At 74.8% G+C, this 21,305-nt stretch carries 24 protein-coding genes and 1 riboswitch; of the genes, 14 read left to right on the forward strand and 10 right to left on the reverse strand.

Features of this window, described 5'->3' with window-relative positions:
• Positions 1-23: 23 nt before the first annotated feature.
• On the reverse strand, positions 24-725 hold the full coding sequence (locus tag ACIA8O_RS09135) for a sensor domain-containing protein (protein ID WP_396292977.1): 702 nt from the start codon (positions 723-725) through the stop codon (positions 24-26).
• Between the two features lie 110 nt (positions 726-835).
• On the reverse strand, positions 836-1,414 hold the full coding sequence (locus ACIA8O_RS09140) for a GNAT family N-acetyltransferase (RefSeq protein ID WP_396292978.1): 579 nt from the start codon (positions 1,412-1,414) through the stop codon (positions 836-838).
• 66 nt (positions 1,415-1,480) lie between these two features.
• Here ACIA8O_RS09140 and ACIA8O_RS09145 point away from each other — a divergent pair, with 66 nt between their 5' ends.
• On the forward strand, positions 1,481-2,356 hold the full coding sequence (locus ACIA8O_RS09145; protein ID WP_396292979.1) for a hypothetical protein: 876 nt from the start codon (positions 1,481-1,483) through the stop codon (positions 2,354-2,356).
• Between the two features lie 44 nt (positions 2,357-2,400).
• Here the strand turns inward: ACIA8O_RS09145 and ACIA8O_RS09150 are convergent, their stop codons facing one another.
• Complete coding sequence (locus ACIA8O_RS09150; protein WP_396292980.1) at positions 2,401-3,246, reverse strand: M23 family metallopeptidase; 846 nt, start codon at positions 3,244-3,246, stop codon at positions 2,401-2,403.
• A gap of 12 nt (positions 3,247-3,258) precedes the next feature.
• A riboswitch (cyclic di-AMP (ydaO/yuaA leader) is annotated at positions 3,259-3,415 on the reverse strand.
• A gap of 212 nt (positions 3,416-3,627) precedes the next feature.
• On the opposite strand from ACIA8O_RS09150, the gene ACIA8O_RS09155 reads away from it, so the two are divergent.
• Positions 3,628-3,918 (forward strand): YiaA/YiaB family inner membrane protein, encoded by a 291-nt coding sequence (locus ACIA8O_RS09155; RefSeq protein WP_345284396.1) that lies wholly within the window; start codon positions 3,628-3,630, stop codon positions 3,916-3,918.
• Positions 3,919-3,936: 18 nt separating this feature from the next.
• Here ACIA8O_RS09155 and ACIA8O_RS09160 read toward each other — a convergent pair whose 3' ends face one another.
• A complete protein-coding gene (locus ACIA8O_RS09160; protein WP_396292981.1) occupies positions 3,937-4,134 on the reverse strand; it encodes a 4-oxalocrotonate tautomerase family protein in 198 nt (65 codons plus the stop codon).
• A gap of 91 nt (positions 4,135-4,225) precedes the next feature.
• Here ACIA8O_RS09160 and ACIA8O_RS09165 point away from each other — a divergent pair, with 91 nt between their 5' ends.
• The 11 genes from ACIA8O_RS09165 to ACIA8O_RS09215 all read left to right on the forward strand — a co-directional run bounded on the left by ACIA8O_RS09165 (position 4,226) and on the right by ACIA8O_RS09215 (position 15,116).
• A complete protein-coding gene (locus ACIA8O_RS09165) occupies positions 4,226-5,047 on the forward strand; it encodes an alpha/beta fold hydrolase (protein ID WP_396292982.1) in 822 nt (273 codons plus the stop codon).
• Positions 5,047-5,619 carry a TetR/AcrR family transcriptional regulator gene (locus ACIA8O_RS09170; RefSeq protein WP_396292983.1) on the forward strand — a complete coding sequence of 191 codons (573 nt, stop codon included), beginning with the start codon at positions 5,047-5,049 and terminating at the stop codon, positions 5,617-5,619. The genes ACIA8O_RS09165 and ACIA8O_RS09170 overlap by 1 nt, the downstream gene beginning before the upstream one ends.
• Before the next feature lie 126 nt (positions 5,620-5,745).
• Positions 5,746-5,952, forward strand: a complete 207-nt coding sequence (locus ACIA8O_RS09175) for a hypothetical protein (RefSeq protein ID WP_396292985.1) — start codon at positions 5,746-5,748, stop codon at positions 5,950-5,952.
• Positions 5,953-6,062: 110 nt separating this feature from the next.
• Positions 6,063-7,187, forward strand: a complete 1,125-nt coding sequence (locus ACIA8O_RS09180; protein WP_396292986.1) for a PP2C family protein-serine/threonine phosphatase — start codon at positions 6,063-6,065, stop codon at positions 7,185-7,187.
• A 232-nt stretch (positions 7,188-7,419) separates the two neighbouring features.
• The gene (locus ACIA8O_RS09185; protein WP_396292987.1) at positions 7,420-9,645 is read left to right on the forward strand and encodes a SpoIIE family protein phosphatase; all 2,226 of its coding nucleotides are present in this window, start codon (positions 7,420-7,422) and stop codon (positions 9,643-9,645) included.
• A gap of 163 nt (positions 9,646-9,808) precedes the next feature.
• On the forward strand, positions 9,809-10,999 hold the full coding sequence (locus ACIA8O_RS09190; protein ID WP_396293586.1) for a sensor histidine kinase: 1,191 nt from the start codon (positions 9,809-9,811) through the stop codon (positions 10,997-10,999).
• Entirely contained in the window at positions 10,983-11,396 is a 414-nt protein-coding gene (locus tag ACIA8O_RS09195; RefSeq protein ID WP_396292988.1) for a roadblock/LC7 domain-containing protein, read from the forward strand. Before ACIA8O_RS09190 ends, ACIA8O_RS09195 begins: the two co-directional genes overlap by 17 nt.
• Positions 11,393-11,737 carry a DUF742 domain-containing protein gene (locus ACIA8O_RS09200; protein WP_396292989.1) on the forward strand — a complete coding sequence of 115 codons (345 nt, stop codon included), beginning with the start codon at positions 11,393-11,395 and terminating at the stop codon, positions 11,735-11,737. The genes ACIA8O_RS09195 and ACIA8O_RS09200 overlap by 4 nt, the downstream gene beginning before the upstream one ends.
• Positions 11,715-12,323 carry a GTP-binding protein gene (locus tag ACIA8O_RS09205; protein WP_396292990.1) on the forward strand — a complete coding sequence of 203 codons (609 nt, stop codon included), beginning with the start codon at positions 11,715-11,717 and terminating at the stop codon, positions 12,321-12,323. The genes ACIA8O_RS09200 and ACIA8O_RS09205 overlap by 23 nt, the downstream gene beginning before the upstream one ends.
• Before the next feature lie 1,297 nt (positions 12,324-13,620).
• Positions 13,621-14,832 carry a cytochrome P450 gene (locus tag ACIA8O_RS09210; protein WP_396292991.1) on the forward strand — a complete coding sequence of 404 codons (1,212 nt, stop codon included), beginning with the start codon at positions 13,621-13,623 and terminating at the stop codon, positions 14,830-14,832.
• 50 nt (positions 14,833-14,882) lie between these two features.
• Entirely contained in the window at positions 14,883-15,116 is a 234-nt protein-coding gene (locus tag ACIA8O_RS09215) for a hypothetical protein (RefSeq protein ID WP_396292992.1), read from the forward strand.
• 176 nt (positions 15,117-15,292) lie between these two features.
• On the opposite strand, the gene ACIA8O_RS09220 is transcribed toward ACIA8O_RS09215, so the two are convergent.
• The 3 genes from ACIA8O_RS09220 to ACIA8O_RS09230 form a co-directional block, all read right to left on the reverse strand.
• The gene (locus ACIA8O_RS09220) at positions 15,293-16,102 is read right to left on the reverse strand and encodes an isocitrate lyase/phosphoenolpyruvate mutase family protein (protein ID WP_396292993.1); all 810 of its coding nucleotides are present in this window, start codon (positions 16,100-16,102) and stop codon (positions 15,293-15,295) included.
• Positions 16,103-16,175: 73 nt separating this feature from the next.
• Positions 16,176-16,517, reverse strand: coding sequence for a DoxX family protein (locus tag ACIA8O_RS09225; RefSeq protein WP_396292995.1), 342 nt, complete (start codon positions 16,515-16,517; stop codon positions 16,176-16,178).
• Between the two features lie 121 nt (positions 16,518-16,638).
• Positions 16,639-17,118 carry a carboxymuconolactone decarboxylase family protein gene (locus ACIA8O_RS09230; RefSeq protein ID WP_396292996.1) on the reverse strand — a complete coding sequence of 160 codons (480 nt, stop codon included), beginning with the start codon at positions 17,116-17,118 and terminating at the stop codon, positions 16,639-16,641.
• 49 nt (positions 17,119-17,167) lie between these two features.
• Here ACIA8O_RS09230 and ACIA8O_RS09235 point away from each other — a divergent pair, with 49 nt between their 5' ends.
• Entirely contained in the window at positions 17,168-18,604 is a 1,437-nt protein-coding gene (locus ACIA8O_RS09235) for a PLP-dependent aminotransferase family protein (RefSeq protein ID WP_396292997.1), read from the forward strand.
• 7 nt (positions 18,605-18,611) lie between these two features.
• On the opposite strand, the gene ACIA8O_RS09240 is transcribed toward ACIA8O_RS09235, so the two are convergent.
• The 3 genes from ACIA8O_RS09240 to ACIA8O_RS09250 all read right to left on the reverse strand — a co-directional run bounded on the left by ACIA8O_RS09240 (position 18,612) and on the right by ACIA8O_RS09250 (position 21,272).
• Positions 18,612-18,749 carry a DUF6126 family protein gene (locus tag ACIA8O_RS09240; protein ID WP_396292999.1) on the reverse strand — a complete coding sequence of 46 codons (138 nt, stop codon included), beginning with the start codon at positions 18,747-18,749 and terminating at the stop codon, positions 18,612-18,614.
• Between the two features lie 13 nt (positions 18,750-18,762).
• On the reverse strand, positions 18,763-19,335 hold the full coding sequence (locus tag ACIA8O_RS09245; RefSeq protein WP_396293000.1) for a helix-turn-helix domain-containing protein: 573 nt from the start codon (positions 19,333-19,335) through the stop codon (positions 18,763-18,765).
• Positions 19,336-19,535: 200 nt separating this feature from the next.
• Positions 19,536-21,272 (reverse strand): pyruvate dehydrogenase, encoded by a 1,737-nt coding sequence (locus ACIA8O_RS09250; protein WP_396293001.1) that lies wholly within the window; start codon positions 21,270-21,272, stop codon positions 19,536-19,538.
• Positions 21,273-21,305: the final 33 nt, after the last annotated feature.

Genomic DNA, 21,305 nt, shown 5'->3' on the forward strand with positions numbered 1-21,305 from the left:
GGTGACCACTTCCTCGCGACCGGCTATCGGCACAGGGTGCGGATGGCGAGGCGGGAGACGTTGGTGAGGCCCCGGGTCAGGGGCGGGGTGAGGAAGACGAAGGCGAAGCCGAGGAAGGAGACGCCGAGGATCTGCCAGTTGGAGGTCAGGTAGTACTCGTGGTGGACGCCGGCGTCGGTGGTGAAGTCGTAGAGCTGGTAGCCCGGCCAGTCGGTGTAGCGGGCGAAGACCCACTGGTAGGTGGGGAAGGCGGCCAGGACCCAGCCGACGGTGAGGGTGACGACGGGCAGCACGAAGGCCAGGATCGACCAGGGCAGCATCAGGAACTGGTAGAGCGCGGCCCGCCAGCCGAGGCCGTCGGCCAGCCGGGCGCTGACGGCGCCCCAGAAGCCGGGGCGGCTCCTGCGGACCGGCCCGGGGTCGCCGACCTCGGTGTCGAGCAGGGTGCGGGCCCGGTGGCGCTCCAGGGCGGCGAAGCCGCGGCCGGTGGTGGTGAGGGCGGCCAGGACGGGGAGGCCGAGGACGGTGACCAGCAGGCCGAGGCCGGCCGAGAAGAGCGCCACCGTGAAGGCGAAGCCGAGGACCGCGAGCGGGAAGGCGGTGAGCAGGAAGCCCAGTTCGCGGTAGGGGGCGGCGGTGAACGGCGCCCGCCAGAAGCCGGGTCGGGCGGGGCCCTCCGTCCGTCCGCCGTACTGCGCCGGGTAGGGGTGGGTCTGACTGGTCATCACGGGCTCCTCGTCCGCCTCCGGCCGCTCCGGGCTCACCGTCCTACGGTCGCAGTGGAGGGCGGGGCGGGGGAATGAGGTCCACCGGTGCGTGGGGGGTGGGGTTCTCCCTACCCCCGGGCGGGAGCGGGGCCGGGCCACTCGTCGTCGAGGAGGGAGTACTGGTCGGAGTCGCACCAGCGGCCGCCGACCCTCAGGTCGCGGCGGATGCGGCCCTCCAGGCGGAAGCCGGCCCGCAGGAGCAGCCGGGCGGAGGCGGTGTTGGCGGGATCGACCCGGGCGGCCAGGCGGGCGAGGCCGAGGGTGTCGAAGGCCAGGGCGCAGAGCAGGTCGGTGACCTCGCCGCCGTGGCCGCGGCCCCAGGTGTCGCGGCGCAGCGCGTAGCCGATCGAGGCGGCGTGGGCGGACTCGACGGTGAGGACGGCGCTGCCGATCAGCGGGGCGCTCTCCGGTGGGCCGTCGGCGTGGCGGGTGACGGCCAGTCGGTAGCCGGTGCGGGGGTGTTCCTCGGCGAGGTCGAGGGCGAGCCCGAGCTGGTCGGCACAGGTGTCGAGGTCGGCCGGTTCGAAGGCGAGGTACCGAACGGTCTCGGGGTCGCCGTAGACGGCGTGCAGGGCGGCCGCCTCCTCGGGCGTGCCGTGCAGTTCGCGCAGCGCGAGCCGGGGGCCGGTGAGCCGGACGGGGTCCATGGAGCACGACCCTACGCGGACGGCGTCCCGGCGTCCCGACGGTCCGTCACCGGATACCGTACGAGGGTGAACCACGAGGACCTCCTGCTCAGCCCCCGCACCCGCGCCGACGACCTGCTCGACTGGGCCGCCGAAGAGGGGCGGCCGCCGGTGCCGGAGCCCGCGCTGCGCACCGTGCTCACCCTGCTGGAGCTGGGCGACGGCCGGATGCACGACGGCTTCCCGGAGCTGACCTCCGCGGTGCTGGAGCAGCTGCTCTACGAGCGGCTCTACCTGTACGTCCAGCCGGAGTCCGAGCCGGAGGCGTACGGCAGGGCGGTGGAGCTGCTGATCGACCACCAGCGGGCCACCAAGCGGCTGAACGCCAAGCGGCAGGAGAAGCTGCACGCGGAGGCGGAGTGGCAGGGCGAGCTGCTCTGCGGGCTGCTGCGCCAGCCGCACCTGGTGACCTGGCCCCGGCTGTACGCGCTGCTGCTGCGGGCGGACGGGGTGGACACGGCGGACGAGGGCGCGGTGCGGGGCTGGCTGGACGGGTTCCGGGAGCTGACGCCGGATCAGCGGGCCGAGGCGTTCGGGGCCCTGGCCGGGCTGGACGAGGTGGACTCGGACGGCGGCTGGGGGCCGACCCGGGTGATCTCGGTCGGGATGGCGACGGACGGGGCGCGGATGCTGCTGGAGAACCGGCTGATGCAGCGCTCCTACCGGAACCTGGCGGGGCTGAACGCGCTCGGGCTGCCGATGCCGGAGGAGCTCTCGGGGGACTTCGACGCCTTCGAGGCGGCGGTGGCCGAGGAGGCGCTGCGGCTGTGCGGCGAGTGGACGGTGCCGGGGCTGGCGGCGCTGCTGGTGCACGAGTACCCGGACCTGGCGCCGGAGCCGGGGCACGAGGAGATCGACGCCTACCTGGCGGCCCAGGGGTACGAGGCGGAGGAGCAGGACTGACGGACCGGGCCCGCGGCCGGGGAGGCGGCGGGCCCGACGGGGTGTCAGGGGTTGAGGCCGTGGGCCTGGAGCCAGGTCAGGGGGTCGACCGGGGTGGCGCCGGCGGGGCGGACCTCCAGGTGGAGGTGGGGGCCGGTGACGTTGCCGGTGGCGCCGACCTTGCCGAGCACGGTGCCGGGGGCGACCTGGCCGGAGGCGACGGTGATCGAGGAGAGGTGGCAGTACCAGAGCTCGGTGCCGTCGGGGAGGGTCTGGATCACCCGGTAGCCGTAGGCGCCGGACCAGCCGGCCGAGCTGACGGTGCCTCCGGTGACGGCGGCCACGGGGGTGCCGGTGGCGGCGGCGAAGTCCAGGCCGGTGTGCAGGTGGGACCAGTAGGAGCCGGACTGCCCGTAGTGCGCGGTCAGCTGGTAGCCGCTGGTGGGGAGGGTGAAGGCGCCCTGCGCGGCCTGCTCCGCGGCGGCCTCGGCGGCGGCCTGCTCCTGGGCCTGGGCGGTGCGCTTGGCCTCGGCCTCCTGGGCAGCGGCCAGCCGGGCGGTCTCCTCGGCGGAGGTGCGCTGGCCGTCGGCCTGCTGCTGGATGCGGGCGGCGAGGGCCAGCCCGGGGTCGGCGGAGAGCGGGCGCTCCCCGGCGGTGCGGTCCGCGTCGGCCTGGTCGGCGGCGGCGACGGCGGGCGGGGTGGCGGGAGCGGCGGCGGCCGGGGCGGCCGCGGCGAAGCCGGTGGCGCCGAGCGAGGCGGCCATCGCGGTGACGCCGAGCAGCGGGCCGGAGGAGCGGGTCTGACGGGGCATCCGGTGCCGGGCGGCCTCCTGCGGGAGGGGGTGGTCGAGCAGCTGGGTGGTGCCGCTGCCGTCCTGCCGGGGGTGTGCCTGGGTGTGCGTCGACGCCACGGAGGCGCGCTCCTTTCCTTCCTTCGCGCCTACCGGGTTAGCTGACGGGTTCGGAGCAGGAAGGTCTCCTACGGCCGGGTGGGGCCCGGCCGATTCACCCCAAGGAACGTGGTTCCCCGGCTCCCTGGCCCGCCCGTGGGAGGGCCGTGGGATTAGGCGACGGCGCACGGTGCCGTTCGGGTACGGCGTTGCCGACCGCGCTGCGTTATCAAACGTTAATCCTAGGAGCCCATGATTCCAAGCGGCTTGAGTGGTGCAGTCCATCTCTTTCTGACGCGCCGTGACCCGGGCCCGCCGGGCCGGGTACTCAGCCCGCCGCACGGGCCCGGGTTGAGCACCCGTACTCAGGTGGGGGGCAAGGGAGTTGGCCATCCTGGGAGCATGACCGCAGCCACCCAGCCCCGGACCACCAACGCCTACTACGCCCAGGCCGTGCTCTCCTTCGCGCTGGCCACCGCCGCCCTCGCCCTCGGGGTGCTCTACCTGCCGGTGAACGCCTGGATGCGGGCATTCCTCGCGGTCGGCCTGCTCTGGGAGATCACCTCGGCATTCACCCTCGCCAAGGTGATCCGGGACCGCCAGGAGGAGGGGGAGATCACCACCCGGGTCGACCAGGCGCGACTGGAGAAGCTCCTGGCCGAGCACGACCCGTTCCGGGTGGACGCCCCCTGACCCCCTCCTGAGCCGCCGTCAGCCCTTGGCGCGCTTGGCCGCGAAGGTCTCGCCGGCCGAGGACCAGTTCTCGGCCGGGATCTCCTCGATCGCCACCCAGATGTTCTCCGGGCTCACGCCGGTGATCCGGGCGTAGGTCGCGGTGAGCTCGCGGGCGATCTCGGCCCGCTGCCCCTCGCTCCGGCCGGACAGCTGCTTGACGTTGATGAACGGCATGACGCCCCTTCCGCGTTCGGACTCCTGCGCTCCGCACGCTAGCACCGCCGCACCCATTGACGGCTAAGGCTATTAGCCTTAGCTTTGAGGCATGGCGACGCAGACGCACCCCGAGACCCGGTACCTCGACCTCCCCGGCGGCCGGCTGGCCTACGACGACACCCCCGGCACCGGCCTGCCGGTGGTCCTGCTCCCCGGCATGCTCGACTCCCGCACCGTCTACCGGTACCTGCGCCCGCTGCTGGCCGCCGCCGGGCACCGGGTGATCACCCTGGACCTGCGCGGCTTCGGCGAGTCCTCGATCGACTGGGACGACTACTCCCCCGCCGCCCTGGCCGGCGACGTGCTGGCCCTGCTCGACCACCTCGGCGTCGAGCGCGCCGCGCTGGCCGGGAACTCCTACACCGGGGCCACCGTGGTCAGGGCCGCCGCCGAGGCGCCCGGGCGGATCGCCGGGATCGCCCTGATCGACGCCATCATCGAGAACCTGCCGCCGACCGCCGCCCAGCGCGCCCTGCTCAAGGTGCTCGGCCTGGCCGTGGTGCACCTCCCCGCCGTCTGGGGCCTCTACCTGGACAAGGCCTACCCGGGCGCCAGGCCCGCCGACTTCGCCGCGTACAAGGCCGCCTCGGTCGCCGCCCTGCGCACCCCCGGCCGCAAGCGGGCCACCCGGGGCTACGTCGCCGGCGACCCCTCCCCCGCGGGCTGGACGGCGGAGGTGCGCTGCCCCGCCCTGGTCCTGATGGGCAGCCGGGACCCGGACTTCCCGGCCCCGGAGGTGGTGGCCGACCGGCAGGCGGCCGCGCTGACGGCCCGTAAGGTGATGATCGACGGTGCCGGGCACTACCCGATGGCGGAGTTCCCGCAGGCCACCGCCGACGCCCTGCTCCCCTTCCTGCACGAGGTCAGCTGATGCCCAGGGTCGGACTCACCCCCGCCGGCGTGGTGGACCACGCCGTGGAGCTGATCGACGGTCAGGGCCCGGACGCCCTCACCCTCGCCTCGGTGGCCGCCCGCGCGGGCGTCGCCACCCCCTCGCTCTACAAGCACGTCCCCGGCGGCCTGGCCGAACTGCGCCGCCTGGTCGCCGTCCGGGTCACCGAGGAGCTGGCCGAGCGGCTGGACGCGGCGGTCCGCGGGCTGGACCGGGACACCGCCGCCACCGCCCTGCTGGGCGCCTACCTGGACTACGCCGACCAGTACCCGCGCCGGTACGCCGCCCTCCCGCAGGCACCGCAGGACGACCCCGAACTGACCGCCGCCGCGGGCCGCCTGGTCGGCGTGATCCTCACCGTCCTGGACGGCTACGGGCTGGCCGGCGAGGAGGCGGTGCACGCCGCCCGCGCGGTCCGTTCGACGGCGCACGGCTTCGCCTCGCTGACCGCCGCCGGGGCGTTCCGGCTGAGCGCGGAACTGACGGTGACTCGGGACCGTCTGATCCGGGTAGTGGTCGAGGGGCTGCGGAACTGGCCGGCGGCGGGTTAGATACCAGTTCACCGGAACGGTATCCGTTCGGGTGGTTTTCGATACCGAACCGTCGCCGTGGCCGGGTGACACTGACAGCCTTCCGGTACGTACCCGTACCGACGCACCAGCCCGAAGGACGTGCGCATGACGCAGACCACGCCCGCCGCCCGGCCCGCCACCGGGCTGGTCCCCGCGCAGCGCACCCCCGCCGCCGGCCCCGGCCGCACCCCGGCCGCCGCCCCCGCCGTCTCCACCGCGCGCCGCCTGCTGGCGATCGCGCTCGGCGTCCGTTCGCGGCGCAGCGTCCCGGCCCGTCCGCAGGAGTCCTACGGCGAGTGCGACGGGCAGTAGGGGGCAGCGGGCGAGGCCCGCGGTAGGCCCGTCGGCGCAGGCCGACGGGTGCCCCTCGGGGTTCCTGCCTAGAGTGGGCTGACGGAAGGTCAGCCACCGGCGGAGGTCAGGTGCCCGCAGTCACCACGATGGCCCGGCAGCTCTCCGACCGGCTGCGGCGCGGGCCCGGCGGCCGCTGGGCCAGCCAGCTCCTGGACGGGGACCCGTCCGCCGAGAAGGCCGCGCTCGGCCTGCTCTCGGTGCTCGCACTGCTGCTCGCGCTGCTCGCCGTCGCCTTCCCCACCGGCTGCCCGCCCTCCGCGCTGGTGCTGCCGGTGATCCTCGGCGGCTTCCTGCTCCACACCCGCCGTCAGCTCGCCCTGCTGGTGCCGGTGGTGCTCGGCCTGGGCGCCTGCTTCCTCTGGCGCGAGCCGCTCGGCCTCACCCCCGGCTCCACCTGGGTGGTGATCGCCGCCGCGCTGACCGTGCTGCTGACCTCCCGTCACCGCAGCCGGCTCGGGCTGCGCGGCACCCGGGGCGACTCGATGCTGCTCGAACTCTCCGAGCGGACCACCGCGCTCGGGCGCCTCCCCGACCAACTGCTGGACTGGCGCTTCCACCGGGCCCTGGCCCCGGTCTCCGGCACCTTCTTCTCCGGGGACTTCCTGCTCGCCTCGCACCGGCCGGAGCAGGACCTGCTGGAGGTGGTGCTGGTGGACGTCTCCGGGAAGGGCAGCCGGGCAGCCGCGCGGTCGATGCACCTCTCCGGGGCCTTCGCGATGCTGCTCGGCTCGGTGCCGCCGGAGGCCTTCCTGCCCACCGCCAACGACTACCTCGCCCGGCTCGACTGGGAGGAGGAGTTCGCCACCGCCGTCCACCTCGCCCTGCACCCCTCGCACGGCGGCTACCGCCTCTTCAACGCCGGCCACCCGCCGGCCGCCCACTACCACCGGGCGGGCGGCGGCAGCTGGCTGCTCGCCACCGACGGCGGCCCCGCCCTGGGCATCCTGGCCGGCTCCCGCTACCCGCCCGTCCACGGCCAGCTCGACCACGGCGACTCGCTGCTGCTCTACAGCGACGGCCTGGTCGAGGTCCCCGGCGAGGACATCGACGACGGCATCGGCCGCCTCCTCTCCACCGCCGCCCCGCTGCTGCGCACCGCCGCCGCCGACCCGGCGGCCGCCCTCCTCGCCGCCGTCGCCCCGGACGTCGCCGACGACCGCACCGTGGTGGTCGTCCACCGCCGCCTCGGCTAGCGCAGCGCCCCTGCGGGGAGCGCCCCGCAGGGGCGCGAGGAACTGCGCGCGGGGGAACGGCAGCACGGGCAACTGGCTCGCCTGCCCCGATCTCACGCTGGTCCGCCTTCCGGACTCGCGCAGTTCCCCGCGCCCCCGGTGTAACCACCCTCGACGCGGCGCAGCGCCGAAAGTGCGGGCGCGCAAATAGGATGGGCGCACTACCCCGTGCGCGGAAGGGCCGGAGTCTGCGATGGACCTCACCGAGACGTGGCCGGCCTCCGAGGAGGGGGCGTCCCGTACGCAGGGGCCCCGGACGGTGATGCGCTGCGTGCGGCTGCTGCTGCGGGCGGGCGGGGCGGCCGACCTGCTGGGGACGATCCTGTCGGAGGGGCCGGGGTGGATCACCGGTGAGGGGTCGGCGCTGTACCTGACGGACGGCGACGGGATGCTGCGGCTGGCGGCCTCGCACGGCCTGCCGGAGTGGGCGCACGAGCGGTACGGCCTGGTGGACCCGGCTTCGGAGCTGCCTGCCGCGCTGGCGTTGAAGCGCCGGGAGCCGGTGCTGCTGAGCCCGGAGCAGACCGGTGCGGACTACCCGGGGACGCATGCCGGCCGCGGCACCGGCCTGGTCGCGCTGGCGGTGCTGCCGCTGGTGGTGGACGGGGCGGCGATCGGTTCGCTGGCGCTGTCGCTGGCGCACCGGGGGACGGTGCCGCGCCGGGACGTGGACGTGCTGGAGACCCTCGCGGAGGCGGTCGCGCACCGGCTGTCGCACCTGATCGACCACGTGCAGGCGGCCGACCGGATACCGCCCGGGGTCCGGGCCGGCGGTGCGGCGGCCGGGCGGCCGCTGCTGGCGCTGGCGGCCCGGGCGGCCGGGGCGGGTGCGTTCGAGCGGGACCTGGTGACGGGCGAGACCAGCTGGGACGCCCGGGCGTACCGGCTGTTCGGCCTGGAGCCGCCGGAGGAGGCGGACACCGCGCCGGCCCCGGACATCACGGCGCTGGTGCACCCCGAGGACCTGCCGGACCTGCAGGCGGCGATGGCGGAGGCGCTCTCCTCGGGCGGCCCGTACCGCTTCGCGTACCGGGTGGTGCGGGCGGACGGGGAGATCACCCACGTCCGGGAGGACGGCGAGGTGATGCTGGACGTGCACGGCCGGCCGGTGCGGGTGGCCGGGCTGATGACGGACCGTCAGCGGGCCGGGGCGGCGGCGCCCGCGCAGCCGTACCAGGCGGATCCGGCCGGGGCGGGGGCGCGTTCGGCGCTGCTGCTGGCGCTGACCAGGACGCTCTCCCGGGCGGTGACGGTCCGGGACGTGACCACGGCGATGACGGACGTCGCCCGGCCGGCGCTGGGCGCCTCGGGGCTGGTGCTGGACCTGGTGGACGAGGGCCGCTTACTGCCGATCTCGCACGAGGTCTTCGGCGGCCCGTACCGGAGCGAGCTGAGCCGGCTGCACGACCTCTCGGCGGGGGTGATGCAGTCCTCGCTGGCCCGGTCGGTGCCGCTGTTCAGCGAACCGGGCGGGGTGCGGCGGGAGGGGCCGCTGACCCCGGCGGCCTGGGCGGTGCTGCCGCTGGTGGCCTCGGGGCGGCAGGTCGGGTCCTGTCTGATCACCTTCGCCACCGAGCGGGTGTTCAGCCGGGAGGACCGGACGATGTACTCGGCCTTCGCCGGGATCCTGGCGCAGTCGCTGGAGCGGGCCCGGCTGTACGACACCCACCACCACCGGGCGACCGAGCTGCAGCGGGCGATGCTGCCGCGCAGCCTGCCCGAGGTGCGCGGGGTGGTGGCGGCGGCGCGGTACCTGCCGAGCACCGAGGGGATGCAGATCGGCGGGGACTGGTACGACCTGCTGCCGCTGCCGGACGGCCGGGTGGGCGTGGTGATCGGCGACGTGCAGGGGCACAACGCCGAGGCCACCGCGGTGATGGGCCAGCTGCGCAGCGGGCTGCGGGCGTACGCGACCGACGGGCACGACCCGGCGGCGACGCTGGCCCGGACCAGCCGGCTGCTGGCCGAGCTGGACACCGACCTGTTCGCCACCTGTCTGTACCTGGTGCTGGATCCGGCCACCGGGGAGCTGAGCGGGGCGCGGGCCGGGCACACCTCGCCGGTGCTGGTGTCGGGGCACCGGGCGGGCGAGCTGGAGCTGCCGGGCGGGCCGCCGTTGGGCGTGGAGCCGGGCGCCGCCTACCCGTTGACGACGGGCCGGGTCGGGGTGGGCGACACCCTGCTGGTGTACACGGACGGCCTGGTCGAGGACCGGGCGGAGGACTACGACCACTCGGTGGGGCGGATGCTGGGCGGGCTGGAGCTGTGGAGCCGGCGCACCGGCGGGCCGACCAGGGCCACCCCGCAGGCGGGGCTGGAGCGGATGGCGGACCTGCTCACCCTGAACGTGACCGAACGACGCTCGCGGCCGGACGACGTGGCCCTGCTGCTCCTGCACCGGGTCCCCGTACTCGACTGAAATTACCTGCTGGTAGCGAAAATTGACGGTGTACCGCCGCCGACCTGCACGGATGTGTCGGAGCCGGTCGGCGGTGTCCCACCATCCGGTCCGATGAGGTCACTGAACGTCAGATCCGTTCATCCGCCCGTAGGATGACCACCCTAGAATTCGCCGCGTGACGATGACTCAGTGGATCGCGGCGGCCCTCGGAGCCGTCGCCGTCCTCGCCCTCCTGACCGCCGCCCGGTACCGCGCGGTCGGCCGGACCCTGCGGGCCGCGCTGGCCGAGCAGGGGCGCGAGAACGCCGAACTCCACGAGCAGGCACGGGCGGAGGCCGCCCGCCGGACCTCCGAGGCGGCCGCCGTCCAGCGCGAGCAGGAGCTCAACGCCAACACCCAGCGCGCCTTCCTGAGCGTCGCCCGCCGCATCCTGGTGATGGCGCACGACCAGCAGGCCGGGCTGGACGAGATGGAACGCAACCACGACGACCCGGAGTTGCTGGAGGGCCTGCTGCGGGCCGACCACGCGGCGGCCCAACAGGCCCGGCTGGCCCAGACCCTGGCGGTGCTCTGCGGCGCCCGGGCCGGGCGGCACTGGCCGGAGCCGGTGGCCCTGGAGGACGTGGTGCGCGGCGCCCAGTCGCGGATCCTGCCGTTCCAGCGGGTGGTGGTGAGCAGCCGGATCGAGACCGCGGTGATCGGTGCGGCCGCCGAGGCGCTGATCCACGCGGTGGCCGAGCTGCTGGACAACGCGACCAGGTACTCGCCGCCCAGCACCCAGGTCTTCGTCACCCTGATGCCGGTGCACAACGGCGCCGTGATCGAGATCGACGACGGCGGCGTCGGGATGGCCGAGCACGCCGTCGAGAAGGCCGCCGCCGCGCTGGCCGGGGGCTCCACCCTGGAGCTCTCCCGGCTGGGCGAGGTCCCGCAGTTGGGCCTGGCGGCGGTCGGCCGGCTGGCCGAGCAGTACGGCTTCCGGGTCACCCTCAGCTCGGCGCCCTCGCCGTACGGCGGCGTCCGGGTGGTGGTGCTGCTCCCGACGGCGCTGCTCACCGACCCGCTTCCCGCGCCCCTGCCGCACCAGACCAGGGCCGTGGTGCCCGAGCCGGTGGAACCCCCGCCGGTCTCCGGCAGCAGCCTGCCGCGCCGCACCAACCGGCGCGGCGACTCCGCACCGAGGAGCAGCACCACCGGCGGCACCCCCGTGCCGCCGCGCTCCGCCCGGGAGGCCCAGGCCTTCATGTCGCTCTTCCAGGCGGGCACCGCCAGCGGCCGCTCGGCCGCCGGGCGGCAGCAGGACGGCTTCTCCCCTTCCCTCTCCCCCGAACTTCCCCAGCGCCCCGGAGACTTCCATGACCCCCAATCCTGACCTCGGCTGGCTGCTCGCCGACATCGTCAACGTGCCCGAGGTCCAGCACGCCATCGTGGTGTCCAACGACGGCCTGGAGATCGGCCGCAGCGAGCGGATCCACCGCGACGACGCCGAGCGGCTGGCCGCCGCCTGCTCCGGCCTGCAGTCGCTGGCCCGGGGCGTGGCGCAGGGCTTCGGCGGCCCGCAGAGCGCGACCCGCCAGATCATCGTCGAGTACGGCGGCGGCTACCTGTTCGTGGTGGCGGCCGGGGCCGGGGCGCACCTCGCGGTGGTGACCGGCGACGCGGTGGACGCCGGGCTGGTGGCGTACCAGATGCAGGTGCTGGTGGAGCGGATCGGGGCACACCTGACCAGCCCGCCCCGGGTGGAGCAGGCGGCCGGGAGCAGTCGGTGACCGCCGGCGGCGGGCCGGTCCGGCCGTACGTGATCACCGGCGGCCGCAGCCGGCCCAGCCGGAACACGCTGGCGCTGGAGAGCCTGGTCGCCGCCACCGGTGCCGAGCCCGCCCCGGGCCTGAACCGGGAGCAGCTGCGGATCCTGACGCTCTGCCGGGAGCTGCTCTCGGTGGCCGAGATCGCCGCCCACCTGCGACTGCCGCTCGGCGTGGTCCGGGTGCTGATCGGCGACCTCTGGGACGCCGGAGCCGTCCACGTCCGTCCCCCGGTGCCGCAGGCCGACCTCCTGCCCACCGCCCTCCTGGAGGAGGTGCTCGTTGGCCTCCGCCAACTCCGTTGAGCCACACCCGTCCTACCTGCCCGACAGCGTCCAGGGGGCGGTGAAGATCCTGGTCACCGGCCCGTTCGGGGTCGGCAAGACCACGCTGGTCGGCTCGCTCAGCGAGATCGACCCGCTGCGCACCGAGGAGACCATGACCGCCGCCGGGGTGGACGTGGACGACCTGACGGGCCGTCCGGAGAAGACCACCACCACGGTGGCGCTGGACTTCGGCCGGATCACCCTCAACTCCCGGCTGGCGCTCTACCTCTTCGGCACCCCGGGGCAGCAGCGGTTCTGGCCGCTCTGGGAGGACCTCTCGCGCGGGGCGCTGGGCGCCATCGCGCTGGTGGACTCGCGCCGGATCGAGGAGAGCTTCGACGTGCTGGGGCAGCTGGAGGAGCAGCGGATCCCGTTCGCGGTGGCCGTCAACACCTTCCCGGACTCCCCGAGTTACCCCGAGGACGAGCTCCGGGCGGCACTCGACCTGCTGCCCGAGGTGCCGATCCTGCACTGCGACGCCCGGGACCGCCGGGCGTCCTACGACGTCCTGATCGACTTCGTGGACCACCTCCACTCGACCGCCGTTCTGGAGCTCCAGCCATGACCACCCCCAAGCCGGACGCGGCGGCCTCCCCTCCGCCCGGCTGTCCCGCGCACCGCCCCCCGGACGGCCGGCCGGCCGAGGTGACCGGCCTGTACGGCGCCGCCGTGGCCGAGGACCCGCACGGCCTCTACGCCCGGCTGCGCGCCCAGTACGGCCCGGTGGCCCCGATCGAGCTGGAGCCGGGGGTGGAGGCCTGGCTGGTGCTGGGCTACCCGGAGCTGCTCGAACTCACCCGCAACGAGCAGCTGTTCTCCAAGGACTCGCGCCGCTGGCGGGTGCCGGCCGAGGGCCGGCTGCGCGCCGACTCGCGGCTGCTGCCGATGACCTCCTGGCGCCCGACCCTGCTCAACCTGGACGGCGCCGAGCACGCCCGGCTGCGCGCGGCGGTGGCCGACACCCTGGCCCAGGTCGACCACCGGCAGCTGCGGCAGGCCACCGAGCAGGCCGCCGACACCCTGATCGACGGCTGGGGCCCGGACGGCACCGCCGACCTGATCGCCCAGTACGCCCGCCGGCTGCCGCTGATGGTCTTCACCCAGCTGATCGGCCTGCCGGCCGAGGCCGGGCCGCACATCGTCGAGCTGATCAGCCACTTCGTGGACAGCAGCGACAAGTCGGTACGGGCCAACGCGGAGTTCCAGGCGATCCTGCTGGACCTGGTCCGCAGCCGCCGGGACGCGCCCGGCGCCGACCTGACCTCCTGGCTGCTGGCGCACCCCGCCGGGCTCTCCGACGAGGAGGCGGTGCACCACCTGGTGGTGCTGATGGTGGCGGGCAACGAGACCACCATCAACTGGACCGGCAACACGCTGCGCCTGCTGCTCACCGACCGCCGCTTCCGGGCCACCCTGACCGGCGGCCGGCTGACCGTCGCGGACGCCCTGGAGGAGGTGCTCTGGCGGGACCCGCCGACCCAGAACTTCCCCGGCCGGTGGGCGACTTCGGACACCGTGCTGGGCGGCCAGTACATCTCGGCCGGCGACATGCTGGTGCTCGGCCTGGCCGCCGCCAACGCCGACCCGGCGGTGCAGCAGCCCTCCGGCGAGGGGCTCGGCGGCAACCGGGCCCACCTGGCCTGGGGCGCCGGCCGGCACGTCTGCCCGGCCCAGCACCCGGCCCGGCTGATCGTGGAGACCGCGGTGGAGACCCTGCTCCACCGGCTGCCCGACCTCCAACTCGCCGTTCCCGCCCACGAACTGGCCTGGCGGCCGTCCCCCTGGTCACGTGCCCTGGTCGCCCTGCCGGTGCTCTACAGCGCCTTCACTCCCCCGCGCACTCCCCCCGTCGAAAGGCCCGCATGGACTCCGCCCTCGCCCCCCAGCCCGTCCGCCTCGACCCCTTCGGCGCCGACCAGCACACCGAGAACGCCGGGCTCCGGGCGGCCGGGCCTGCGGTCCTGGTGGAACTCCCTGGCGGGGTGGTGGTCTGGGCGGTAACCCACCACGACACCCTCCAGGCGCTGCTGAACGACCCCCGGGTGGGCAAGAACCCGCAGCTGTGGACCACCTTCCGGGAGGGCCGGCTGCCCGAGGGCTGGCCGCTGATGAACTTCGTCACCGTGCCCGGCATGGTGACCGCGGACGGCGCGGACCACCGGCGGCTGCGCGGGCTGGTCACCCAGGCCTTCACCCCGCGCCGGATAGCCGAGCTGGCCCCGGCCATCGAGGCCCGGGCCGCCGCCCTGCTGGACGAAGTCGCCCTGCTGGAGGGCGACTTCGACCTGCGCAGGCACTTCGCCTACCCGCTGCCGATGCAGGTGATCGGCGAGCTGCTGGGCCTGCCCCCCAAGCAGCAGGACGAGCTGCACGAGCTCTCCGACACCCTGGTCAGCAGCTCCGCCACGCCGGGCGCGGCGGTGGCCGCCCAGCAGGGCCTGTTCGCCCTGCTCGGCGGGCTGGCGGCGGCCAAGCGGGCCGAGCCGGGCGACGACCTGACCAGCGACCTGATCGCCGCCCGGGAGGCCGACGACCGGCTGACCGAGATGGAGCTGGTCGGCACCCTGCTGCTGATGCTGATCGCCGGGCACGAGACCACGCTCAACCTGATCACCAACGCCGTCCGGGCCCTGCTGGCCCACCCGGAGCAGCTGGCCGCGGTGCTGGACGGCACGTACACCTGGTCGGCGGTGGTCGAGGAGACCCTGCGCTACGACTCCCCGGTCGGGCAGTTCCCGCTGCGCTACGCCGCGGAGGACATCGAGGTCGGCGGGGTGACCATCCGTCGGGGCGAGGCGCTGCTGGCCTCGTACGCGGCGGCGGGCCGGGACTCCGGGCACTTCCCGGACGCGGACCGCTTCGACCTGGGCCGGGCCCCCGCCAAGCACCTCTCGCTCGGCCACGGCCCGCACTTCTGCCTGGGTGCCGGGCTGGCCCGGTTGGAGGCGGAGACCGCGCTGCGGCTGCTCTTCACCCGCTTCCCCGGGCTGCGGCTCGCGGACGGCCCGGCGCCGGAGCCGATCGCCTCGTTCGTCAGCAACAGCGTGAAGACCTTGTTGGTCCGTCAGGGCTGATCGGGGGCCGCGCCGGTAACCGCCGGTGCGGCCCGGTCGTTGGACCGGCCATGCGTAAGATCACGGCACTCGCCGCCCTCACCATGGCCAGTCTCTCCCTCGCCGCCCCGGCCGCCCACGCCGGCAGCAACATGGGCGGCAAGCTCGACTCCGGCAAGTCGGCCTCGGCCTCCACCTCCGCGGCCGAGACCTGCGTCCAGCAGATCGGCGGCATCCCGCTGCTCGGCAAGAACGCCTCCGCCGCGGCCCCGCTGTGCAGCGCCGGGGCAGCCGGCCCGAAGTAGACTACCGGGGAGCGCCGCCCCGCAGGGGCGCGGGGAACTGCGCGCAGGGGAACGGCACGACCTGCAACTGGCTCGCATACCCCGATCTGACACTGGTCCGCCTTCCGATTCGCGCAGTTCCTCGCGCCCCTGGGGCCTGCGGCCCCTGTGAGGCGCTCTCCGACTGCCGGGCGTCCTCAGTCGAACAGGGCGTTCAACTCGCCGTACTCCAGGCCGCCTTCGAGCGCCCCGTAGGTCCCGTGGGAGTACAGCTCCTCGGCGGCCCGCCGGGCGGCGGCGTAGGCCACCTTGGCCAGGCCGGGGCCCAGGCTGATCCGGGCCACGCCGAGCTTCGCCAGCTCGGCCACCGAGGGGGCGCCGGGGCCCGCCATCACGTTCAGCGGCACCCCGGGGAGCGCGGCCAGCAGCTCGGCGATCACCGCCGGGTCGCCCGCGCCGGGGACGAAGATCCCGCTGGCCCCGGCCGCCAGGTAGGCCCGGGCCCGCTCCACCGTCTCGGTGACGTCCTGGTCGCCCTGGAGGAAGACGTCCGTGCGGGCGTTGAGGTAGAGCCGCACGCCGGCCGCCTCGGCCGCCTCCCGGGCCGCCGCGATCCGCTCGGCCGCCTCGGCGACCGGGCGCAGGCCGTCCTCCAGGTTCACCCCGACGGCGCCGAGCGCGAGCAGCTCGGTGACCGCCTTGCCGACCCCGGCCGCGTCGGGCGCCAGCCCGTCCTCCAGGTCGGCCGTCACCGGGACCTCCACCGCCCGGACCACCAGGGCGGTCTGGGCCAGTGCCCCGGCCAGGTCGAGGCCGCCGCCGTCCGGCACGCCCCTGGTCCAGGAGACGCTGGCGCTCGCGGTGGCCACGGCGGGCGCACCGGCCGCCTCCACCAGACGGGCGGTGGCGGCGTCCCACACGTTGGCCAGCACCAGGGGGTCGCCCGGGGCGTGCAGGCGGTGCAGGAGTTCGGCCTTGGCCCGCTGGTCGTTCTGATTCGTCGTCATGTCCTTCACCTTCTCAGCTCCGTGCGGGGTCGACCGGCGGTTTCCGGTACTCGACCGCCCGGGCATCGGGGGCTCAGGAGGCGAGGACCAGCGCGGCCACCACCGGGGCGGCGTAGACCATCGGGAACGCGACGTGGCCCCAGGCCCTGGCCCGCAGCACGGTGACCACCGCGCCGCTGTAGTAGGCCACCAGGCCGATCCCGGCGGCCAGGCCGAGCGGCTCCACCGCCAGACCGATCAGCAGGCCGAGCGCACCGGCCGCCTTGGCCGCGCCCAGCGGGTTCCACCAGCCCTTCGGGACGCCGTACTGCTCCAGCGGCTGGACCACCCAGACCTGGCGCGACAGCAGCGCGTAGCCCGAGAAGCCCGACATCAGGGCGGCGATCACGGTGACGACGGTGGTGGTGACGTTCATCGGGGGCTCCTCGTGGTGGTGGGGAGCCGGGCGGTTCCTCGCCGCTCCGGCTGCTCTCACCCCACCGACACGGCCCGGCGGACGGATGTGACAGCCCTTCGGAAAAAGTTTCCGCCGGGCCTCAGCTCCGCTTCGGCGCGGGGCTCATCCGCGCGGTGACGCCGATCCGGTTCCAGGCGTTGATCGCGATGATCACCGTCACCAGCTGGGCCAGCGCGGCCGGTTCGAAGTGCTTCTCCGCCTCCTGGTAGACCTCGTCCGGCACCGGCCCGTCGGCGATCCGGGTGACCGCCTCGGTCAGCGCCAGCGCGGCCCGCTCCGCCGCCGTGAAGTACGGCGTCTCGCGCCAGACCGGCAGCGCGTACAGCCGGTGCTCCTGCTCGCCGCCCCGGCGGGCGTCGGTGGCGTGCATGTCCACGCAGTAGGCGCAGCCGTTGATCTGCGAGGCCAGGGTGCGGACCAGTTCGGCCAGCGCCGGGTCCACCAGGGTGCGCGACTCCCGGTCCATCCCGATCATCGCCCGGTACCAGTCCGGCGCCAGCTCCGGCATGGAGAAGCGCTGCTCGGGGGCGGGCACGTGGTCGTTCTCTGCGTTGCTCATGCCTCGACCGTAGGTGCGCGGCGGCCCGGTCCCGTGGTTCATTGGCGCCATGGAATCGTGGGCCACTTTCGGCGGGGATCTGCACCTGGACCTGACGGCGGGCCGGGCCGGGGGCCTCGGCCTGCGGGCCGCCCTGGAGGAGGCGGTCCGCGAGGCCGCCCGCAGCGGCCGCCTGCCGGCCGGCACCCGGCTGCCCTCCTCCCGCGTCCTGGCCGCCGACCTGGGCATCGCCCGCAACACCGTGGCCGAGGCCTACGCCCAGCTCACCGCCGAGGGCTGGCTGACCGCCCGTCAGGGCTCCGGCACCGTGGTCGCCGACCGGGGCACCGTCCCGGCGGCCGCCCCGCCCAGCGCCCCGGCACGCGTCCCGGCGGCCCGCTACGACCTGATGCCCGGCCGCCCCGACCTCAGCCTCTTCCCCCGCACCGCCTGGCTCGCCGCCGGGCGCCGGGCCCTGGCCACCGCCCCGCACGAGGCCTTCGGCTACACCGACCCGCGCGGCCGGATCGAACTCCGCCGCGCCCTGGCCGACTACCTGGCCCGCGCCCGCGGCGTGCGCACCGACCCCGAACGCATCCTGGTCTGCGCCGGCTACCAGCAGGGCCTCGGCCTGCTCTGCCGCGCGCTCGGCGAGCGGGGAGCCCGGTCGGTGGCGGTGGAGGAGTACGGGCTGCCGCCCCAGCAGGAGGTGATCACCGCGACCGGGCTCCGCACCGTCGCCGTCCCGCTGGACGGTGGCGGCGCCCGCACCGAGCTGCTCGGCGAACTGACCGCCGGGGCCGGGACGGGCGCCGTGGTGCTCACCGCGGCCCACCAGTACCCGACCGGCGTGCCGCTGCGGCCCGCCCGGCGGGCGGCAGCGGTGGCCTGGGCCCGGGAGACCGGCGGCTTCGTCGTCGAGGACGACTACGACGGGGAGTTCCGCTACGACAGGCAGCCCGTCGGGGCCCTGCAGGCCCTGGACCCCGAACGGGTGGTGTACGCGGGCACCGCCAGCAAGAGCCTGGCCCCGGGCCTGCGGCTGGGGTGGCTGGCGCTGCCCGCCGAACTGGTCGAACCGGTGGTGCGGCAGAAGGAGTTGGCGGACGGCCAGTCGGGGGTGACGGACCAGCTGACGCTGGCCGAGCTGATCGTCTCGGGCGGCTTCGACCGGCACGTCCGGCGCTGCCGGCTGCACTACCGGCGGCGGCGCGACCGGCTGGTGCGGACCCTCGCGGAGCGGGCGCCCGAGGTCGAGGTGACGGGGATCGCGGCCGGGCTGCACGCGGTGCTGCGGCTTCCGGCCGGGTCGCTGAGCGATGGTGAACTGCTGCGCCAGGCAGGGTGGTTGGGGCTGTCGTTGAACACCCTGACCGGGTGCCGGACGCCGTCGGCCGGGCCGGCTCCGGCGGGGACCCGGTCGGGGCTGGTGATCGGTTACGCGACCCCGCCGGAGCACGCGTTCCAGGGGGCGTTGGACGCGCTGTGCACGCTGGCGCGGCTGTGACGGCCGGTCAGTTGTTGCGGGCGCCGATCTCGAAGAGCAGGGCCAGGAAGCCGAGGAAGGCGTGGGTGGCGACCATGTAGATGAAGACCCGCCAGAGCACGCGGCGGTCGAAGCGGCGGCCGGGGACGAGGGTCGACTTGGCCATGGTGGTGTCCCTTTCAGTGGGGAGCGGGCAGACAGAGGCTGCTGCCCGGGCTCTGCAACAGGGTGTGCAGGAAGAGGAGTTCGACGCCGGACGGGGAGTCGGCGGCGATGCAGTGCGGGGTGAGCGAGTCGAAGTGCGCGGAGTCACCCGGCTCCAGGAGGTGGTCCTGGTCGGCCAGGGTCAGCCGGAGCCGGCCCCGGACGACGTAGAGCCACTCCTCGCCCGGATGGACCCGCACCACGGCGTCCTGGACGTCCGGAGGCACCTGGACGTGCAGCGCCTGCATCGCCCGGCCGGGCGCACCGGCCCGCCGGTACCCCCAGCCGCCCGTCCGCCCCGGCTCGATCGCCCCGCCCCGGATCACCGGCTCCGGCTCGCCCTGCACCTCGCCGAGCAGGCCGGACACGGTGGTCCCGTACTCCCGGGCCAGCCCGAGCAGAGCGGGGAGTGAGGGCTGCCGCTGCCCGGTCTCCAGCCTCGACAGGTACGCTGGCGAGAGCCCGACCCGGGCGGCGGCGGCTTCCAGGGTGAGGCGTGCGGCGGAGCGGTGCTCCCGCAGCCGGGCCCCGAACTGGTCCGCGTTCATGGACCCAGTCCACCGCTTCCCTGCCCATCGGGCAACCTTTTTGCCTCTGGGGCAAAACGAAAGTGGCTACCCCGGGGGCGCGAGGAACTGCGCGCGGGGGAACGGCAGCACGTGCAACTGGCTCGTGTGCCCCGATCTCACGCTGGTCCGCCTTCCGACTCGCGCAGTTCCTCGCGCCCCCGATGGCGTAGCCATGTGCCTCAGGGGCGCGGGATGTTGCGGAGGTTGCTGCGGGCGAGGTCGATCATCCGGCCGACGCCGCCGGAGAGGACCGTCCTGCCGGCGGCGAGGGCGAAGCCCTTGAGTTGGGCGGCGGTGATGTGGGGCGGGATGGAGAGGGCGTTGGGGTCGGTGACCACGTCGACCAGGACGGGGCCGGGGTGGGAGAGGGCTTCGGCCAGGGCCTCGCGGACCTTCGCGGGGTCGGTGACCCGCACGGCGTGGAGGCCGGCCGCGCGGGCGAGGGCCGCGTAGTCGACGTCGCCGTTGTCGGTCTCGGTCTCGGGGTAGCCGCTGACCAGCATCTCCAGCTTGATCATCCCGAGCGCCCCGTTGTTGAACACCACCGTCTTCACCGGCAGCCGGTACTTCGCCAGGGTGAGCAGCTCCCCGAGCAGCATGCCGATCCCGCCGTCCCCCGACATCGAGACCACCTGCCGCCCGGGGGCGGCGAGTTGGGCGCCGATCGCGTGGGGCAGGGCGTTCGCCATCGAGCCGTGCAGGAAGGAGCCGATCACCCGCCGCCGCCCGTTGGGGCTCAGGTAGCGCGCGGCCCAGACGTTGTTCATGCCGGTGTCCACCGTGAACACGGCGTCCTCGTCGGCGAGTTCGTCCAGCACCGAGGCGACGTACTCGGGGTGGATCGGCACGTGCTTGTCGATCTTCCTGGTGTAGGCGCCGACCACCTCCTCCAGCGCCTTGCAGTGCCGGTCCAGCAGGTCGTCCAGGAAGGTCCGGTCGGTCTTCTGCTCCAGCAGCGGGAGGACCGCCCGCAGGGTGGCCGCCACGTCGCCGTGGACGGCGAGGTCGAGCGGGGTGCGGCGGCCCAGCCGTGTCGCGTCGTGGTCGACCTGGACGGTGTTGCGGCCGGGCAGGAAGGAGTCGTAGGGGAAGTCGGTGCCGAGCAGCAGCACCAGGTCTGCCTCGTGCAGGGCCTGGTGGCAGGCGCCGTAGCCGAGCAGGCCGCTCATGCCGACGTCGTACGGGTTGTCGTACTGGATCCACTCCTTGCCGCGCAGCGAGTGCCCGACCGGGGCCAGCACCGTCCCCGCCAGTTCCATCACCTCCGCGTGGGCGTCCCGCACGCCCGCTCCGGCGAACACGGCCACCCTCTCGGCGGCGTTCAACCGCCGTGCCAGCTCCTGGACCTGGGACCAGGGCGGGGCGGCCACCGCGCGCTCGGTCAGGTAGTGGCCGGTGCCGGTCGGGTGGGCGGCCGGGAGGGCGGCGACGTCGCCGGGGAAGACCAGCACCGAGACTCCGGGCGAGCCGAGGGCGTGCTGGATGCCGACCCGCAGCAGGCGGGGCAGCTGGGCCGGGGTGGAGACGGTCTCGCACCAGCTGCTGCAGTCGGTGAACACCCGCTCCGGGTGGGTCTCCTGGAAGAAGCCGGTGCCGATCTGCGAGGACGGGATGTGCGAGGCCAGCGCCAGCACCGGCAGCCCGCTGCGCTGGGCGTCGTAGAGGCCCTGGATGAGGTGGGTGTTGCCCGGCCCGCAGGAGCCCGCGCAGACGGCCGGGCGGCCCGTCAGTTCGGCCTCCGCGGCGGCCGCGAAGGCCCCGGCCTCCTCGTTGCGGACGTGCACCCAGTCGATGCCCGCGGTCCGGCGGATCGCGTCCACCACGGGGTTGAGGCTGTCGCCCACCACCCCGTAGACCCGGGCCACCCCGGCTTCCCGGAGCACCTCCACCATCTGCTCGGCCACGCTGCTGCCCATGGGCTCACCCGTTCTCGTCGGACGGTACGTCAG

Origin of the sequence: Kitasatospora sp. NPDC051853 (assembly GCF_044452665.1) — a bacterium.
Taxonomy (GTDB): Bacteria; Actinomycetota; Actinomycetes; order Streptomycetales; family Streptomycetaceae; genus Kitasatospora.

Coding starts and splice junctions, on each gene's coding strand:
- ACIA8O_RS09135 (WP_396292977.1), bottom strand. CDS start 725: ATGACCAGTCAGACCCACCCCTACCCGGCGCAGTACGGCGGACGGACG.
- ACIA8O_RS09140 (WP_396292978.1), bottom strand. CDS start 1,414: ATGGACCCCGTCCGGCTCACCGGCCCCCGGCTCGCGCTGCGCGAACTG.
- ACIA8O_RS09155 (WP_345284396.1), top strand. CDS start 3,628: ATGACCGCAGCCACCCAGCCCCGGACCACCAACGCCTACTACGCCCAG.
- ACIA8O_RS09160 (WP_396292981.1), bottom strand. CDS start 4,134: ATGCCGTTCATCAACGTCAAGCAGCTGTCCGGCCGGAGCGAGGGGCAG.
- ACIA8O_RS09165 (WP_396292982.1), top strand. CDS start 4,226: ATGGCGACGCAGACGCACCCCGAGACCCGGTACCTCGACCTCCCCGGC.
- ACIA8O_RS09170 (WP_396292983.1), top strand. CDS start 5,047: ATGCCCAGGGTCGGACTCACCCCCGCCGGCGTGGTGGACCACGCCGTG.
- ACIA8O_RS09175 (WP_396292985.1), top strand. CDS start 5,746: ATGACGCAGACCACGCCCGCCGCCCGGCCCGCCACCGGGCTGGTCCCC.
- ACIA8O_RS09185 (WP_396292987.1), top strand. CDS start 7,420: ATGGACCTCACCGAGACGTGGCCGGCCTCCGAGGAGGGGGCGTCCCGT.
- ACIA8O_RS09190 (WP_396293586.1), top strand. CDS start 9,809: ATGACTCAGTGGATCGCGGCGGCCCTCGGAGCCGTCGCCGTCCTCGCC.
- ACIA8O_RS09195 (WP_396292988.1), top strand. CDS start 10,983: ATGACCCCCAATCCTGACCTCGGCTGGCTGCTCGCCGACATCGTCAAC.
- ACIA8O_RS09210 (WP_396292991.1), top strand. CDS start 13,621: ATGGACTCCGCCCTCGCCCCCCAGCCCGTCCGCCTCGACCCCTTCGGC.
- ACIA8O_RS09215 (WP_396292992.1), top strand. CDS start 14,883: ATGCGTAAGATCACGGCACTCGCCGCCCTCACCATGGCCAGTCTCTCC.
- ACIA8O_RS09220 (WP_396292993.1), bottom strand. CDS start 16,102: ATGACGACGAATCAGAACGACCAGCGGGCCAAGGCCGAACTCCTGCAC.
- ACIA8O_RS09225 (WP_396292995.1), bottom strand. CDS start 16,517: ATGAACGTCACCACCACCGTCGTCACCGTGATCGCCGCCCTGATGTCG.
- ACIA8O_RS09230 (WP_396292996.1), bottom strand. CDS start 17,118: ATGAGCAACGCAGAGAACGACCACGTGCCCGCCCCCGAGCAGCGCTTC.
- ACIA8O_RS09235 (WP_396292997.1), top strand. CDS start 17,168: ATGGAATCGTGGGCCACTTTCGGCGGGGATCTGCACCTGGACCTGACG.
- ACIA8O_RS09240 (WP_396292999.1), bottom strand. CDS start 18,749: ATGGCCAAGTCGACCCTCGTCCCCGGCCGCCGCTTCGACCGCCGCGTG.
- ACIA8O_RS09245 (WP_396293000.1), bottom strand. CDS start 19,335: ATGAACGCGGACCAGTTCGGGGCCCGGCTGCGGGAGCACCGCTCCGCC.
- ACIA8O_RS09250 (WP_396293001.1), bottom strand. CDS start 21,272: ATGGGCAGCAGCGTGGCCGAGCAGATGGTGGAGGTGCTCCGGGAAGCC.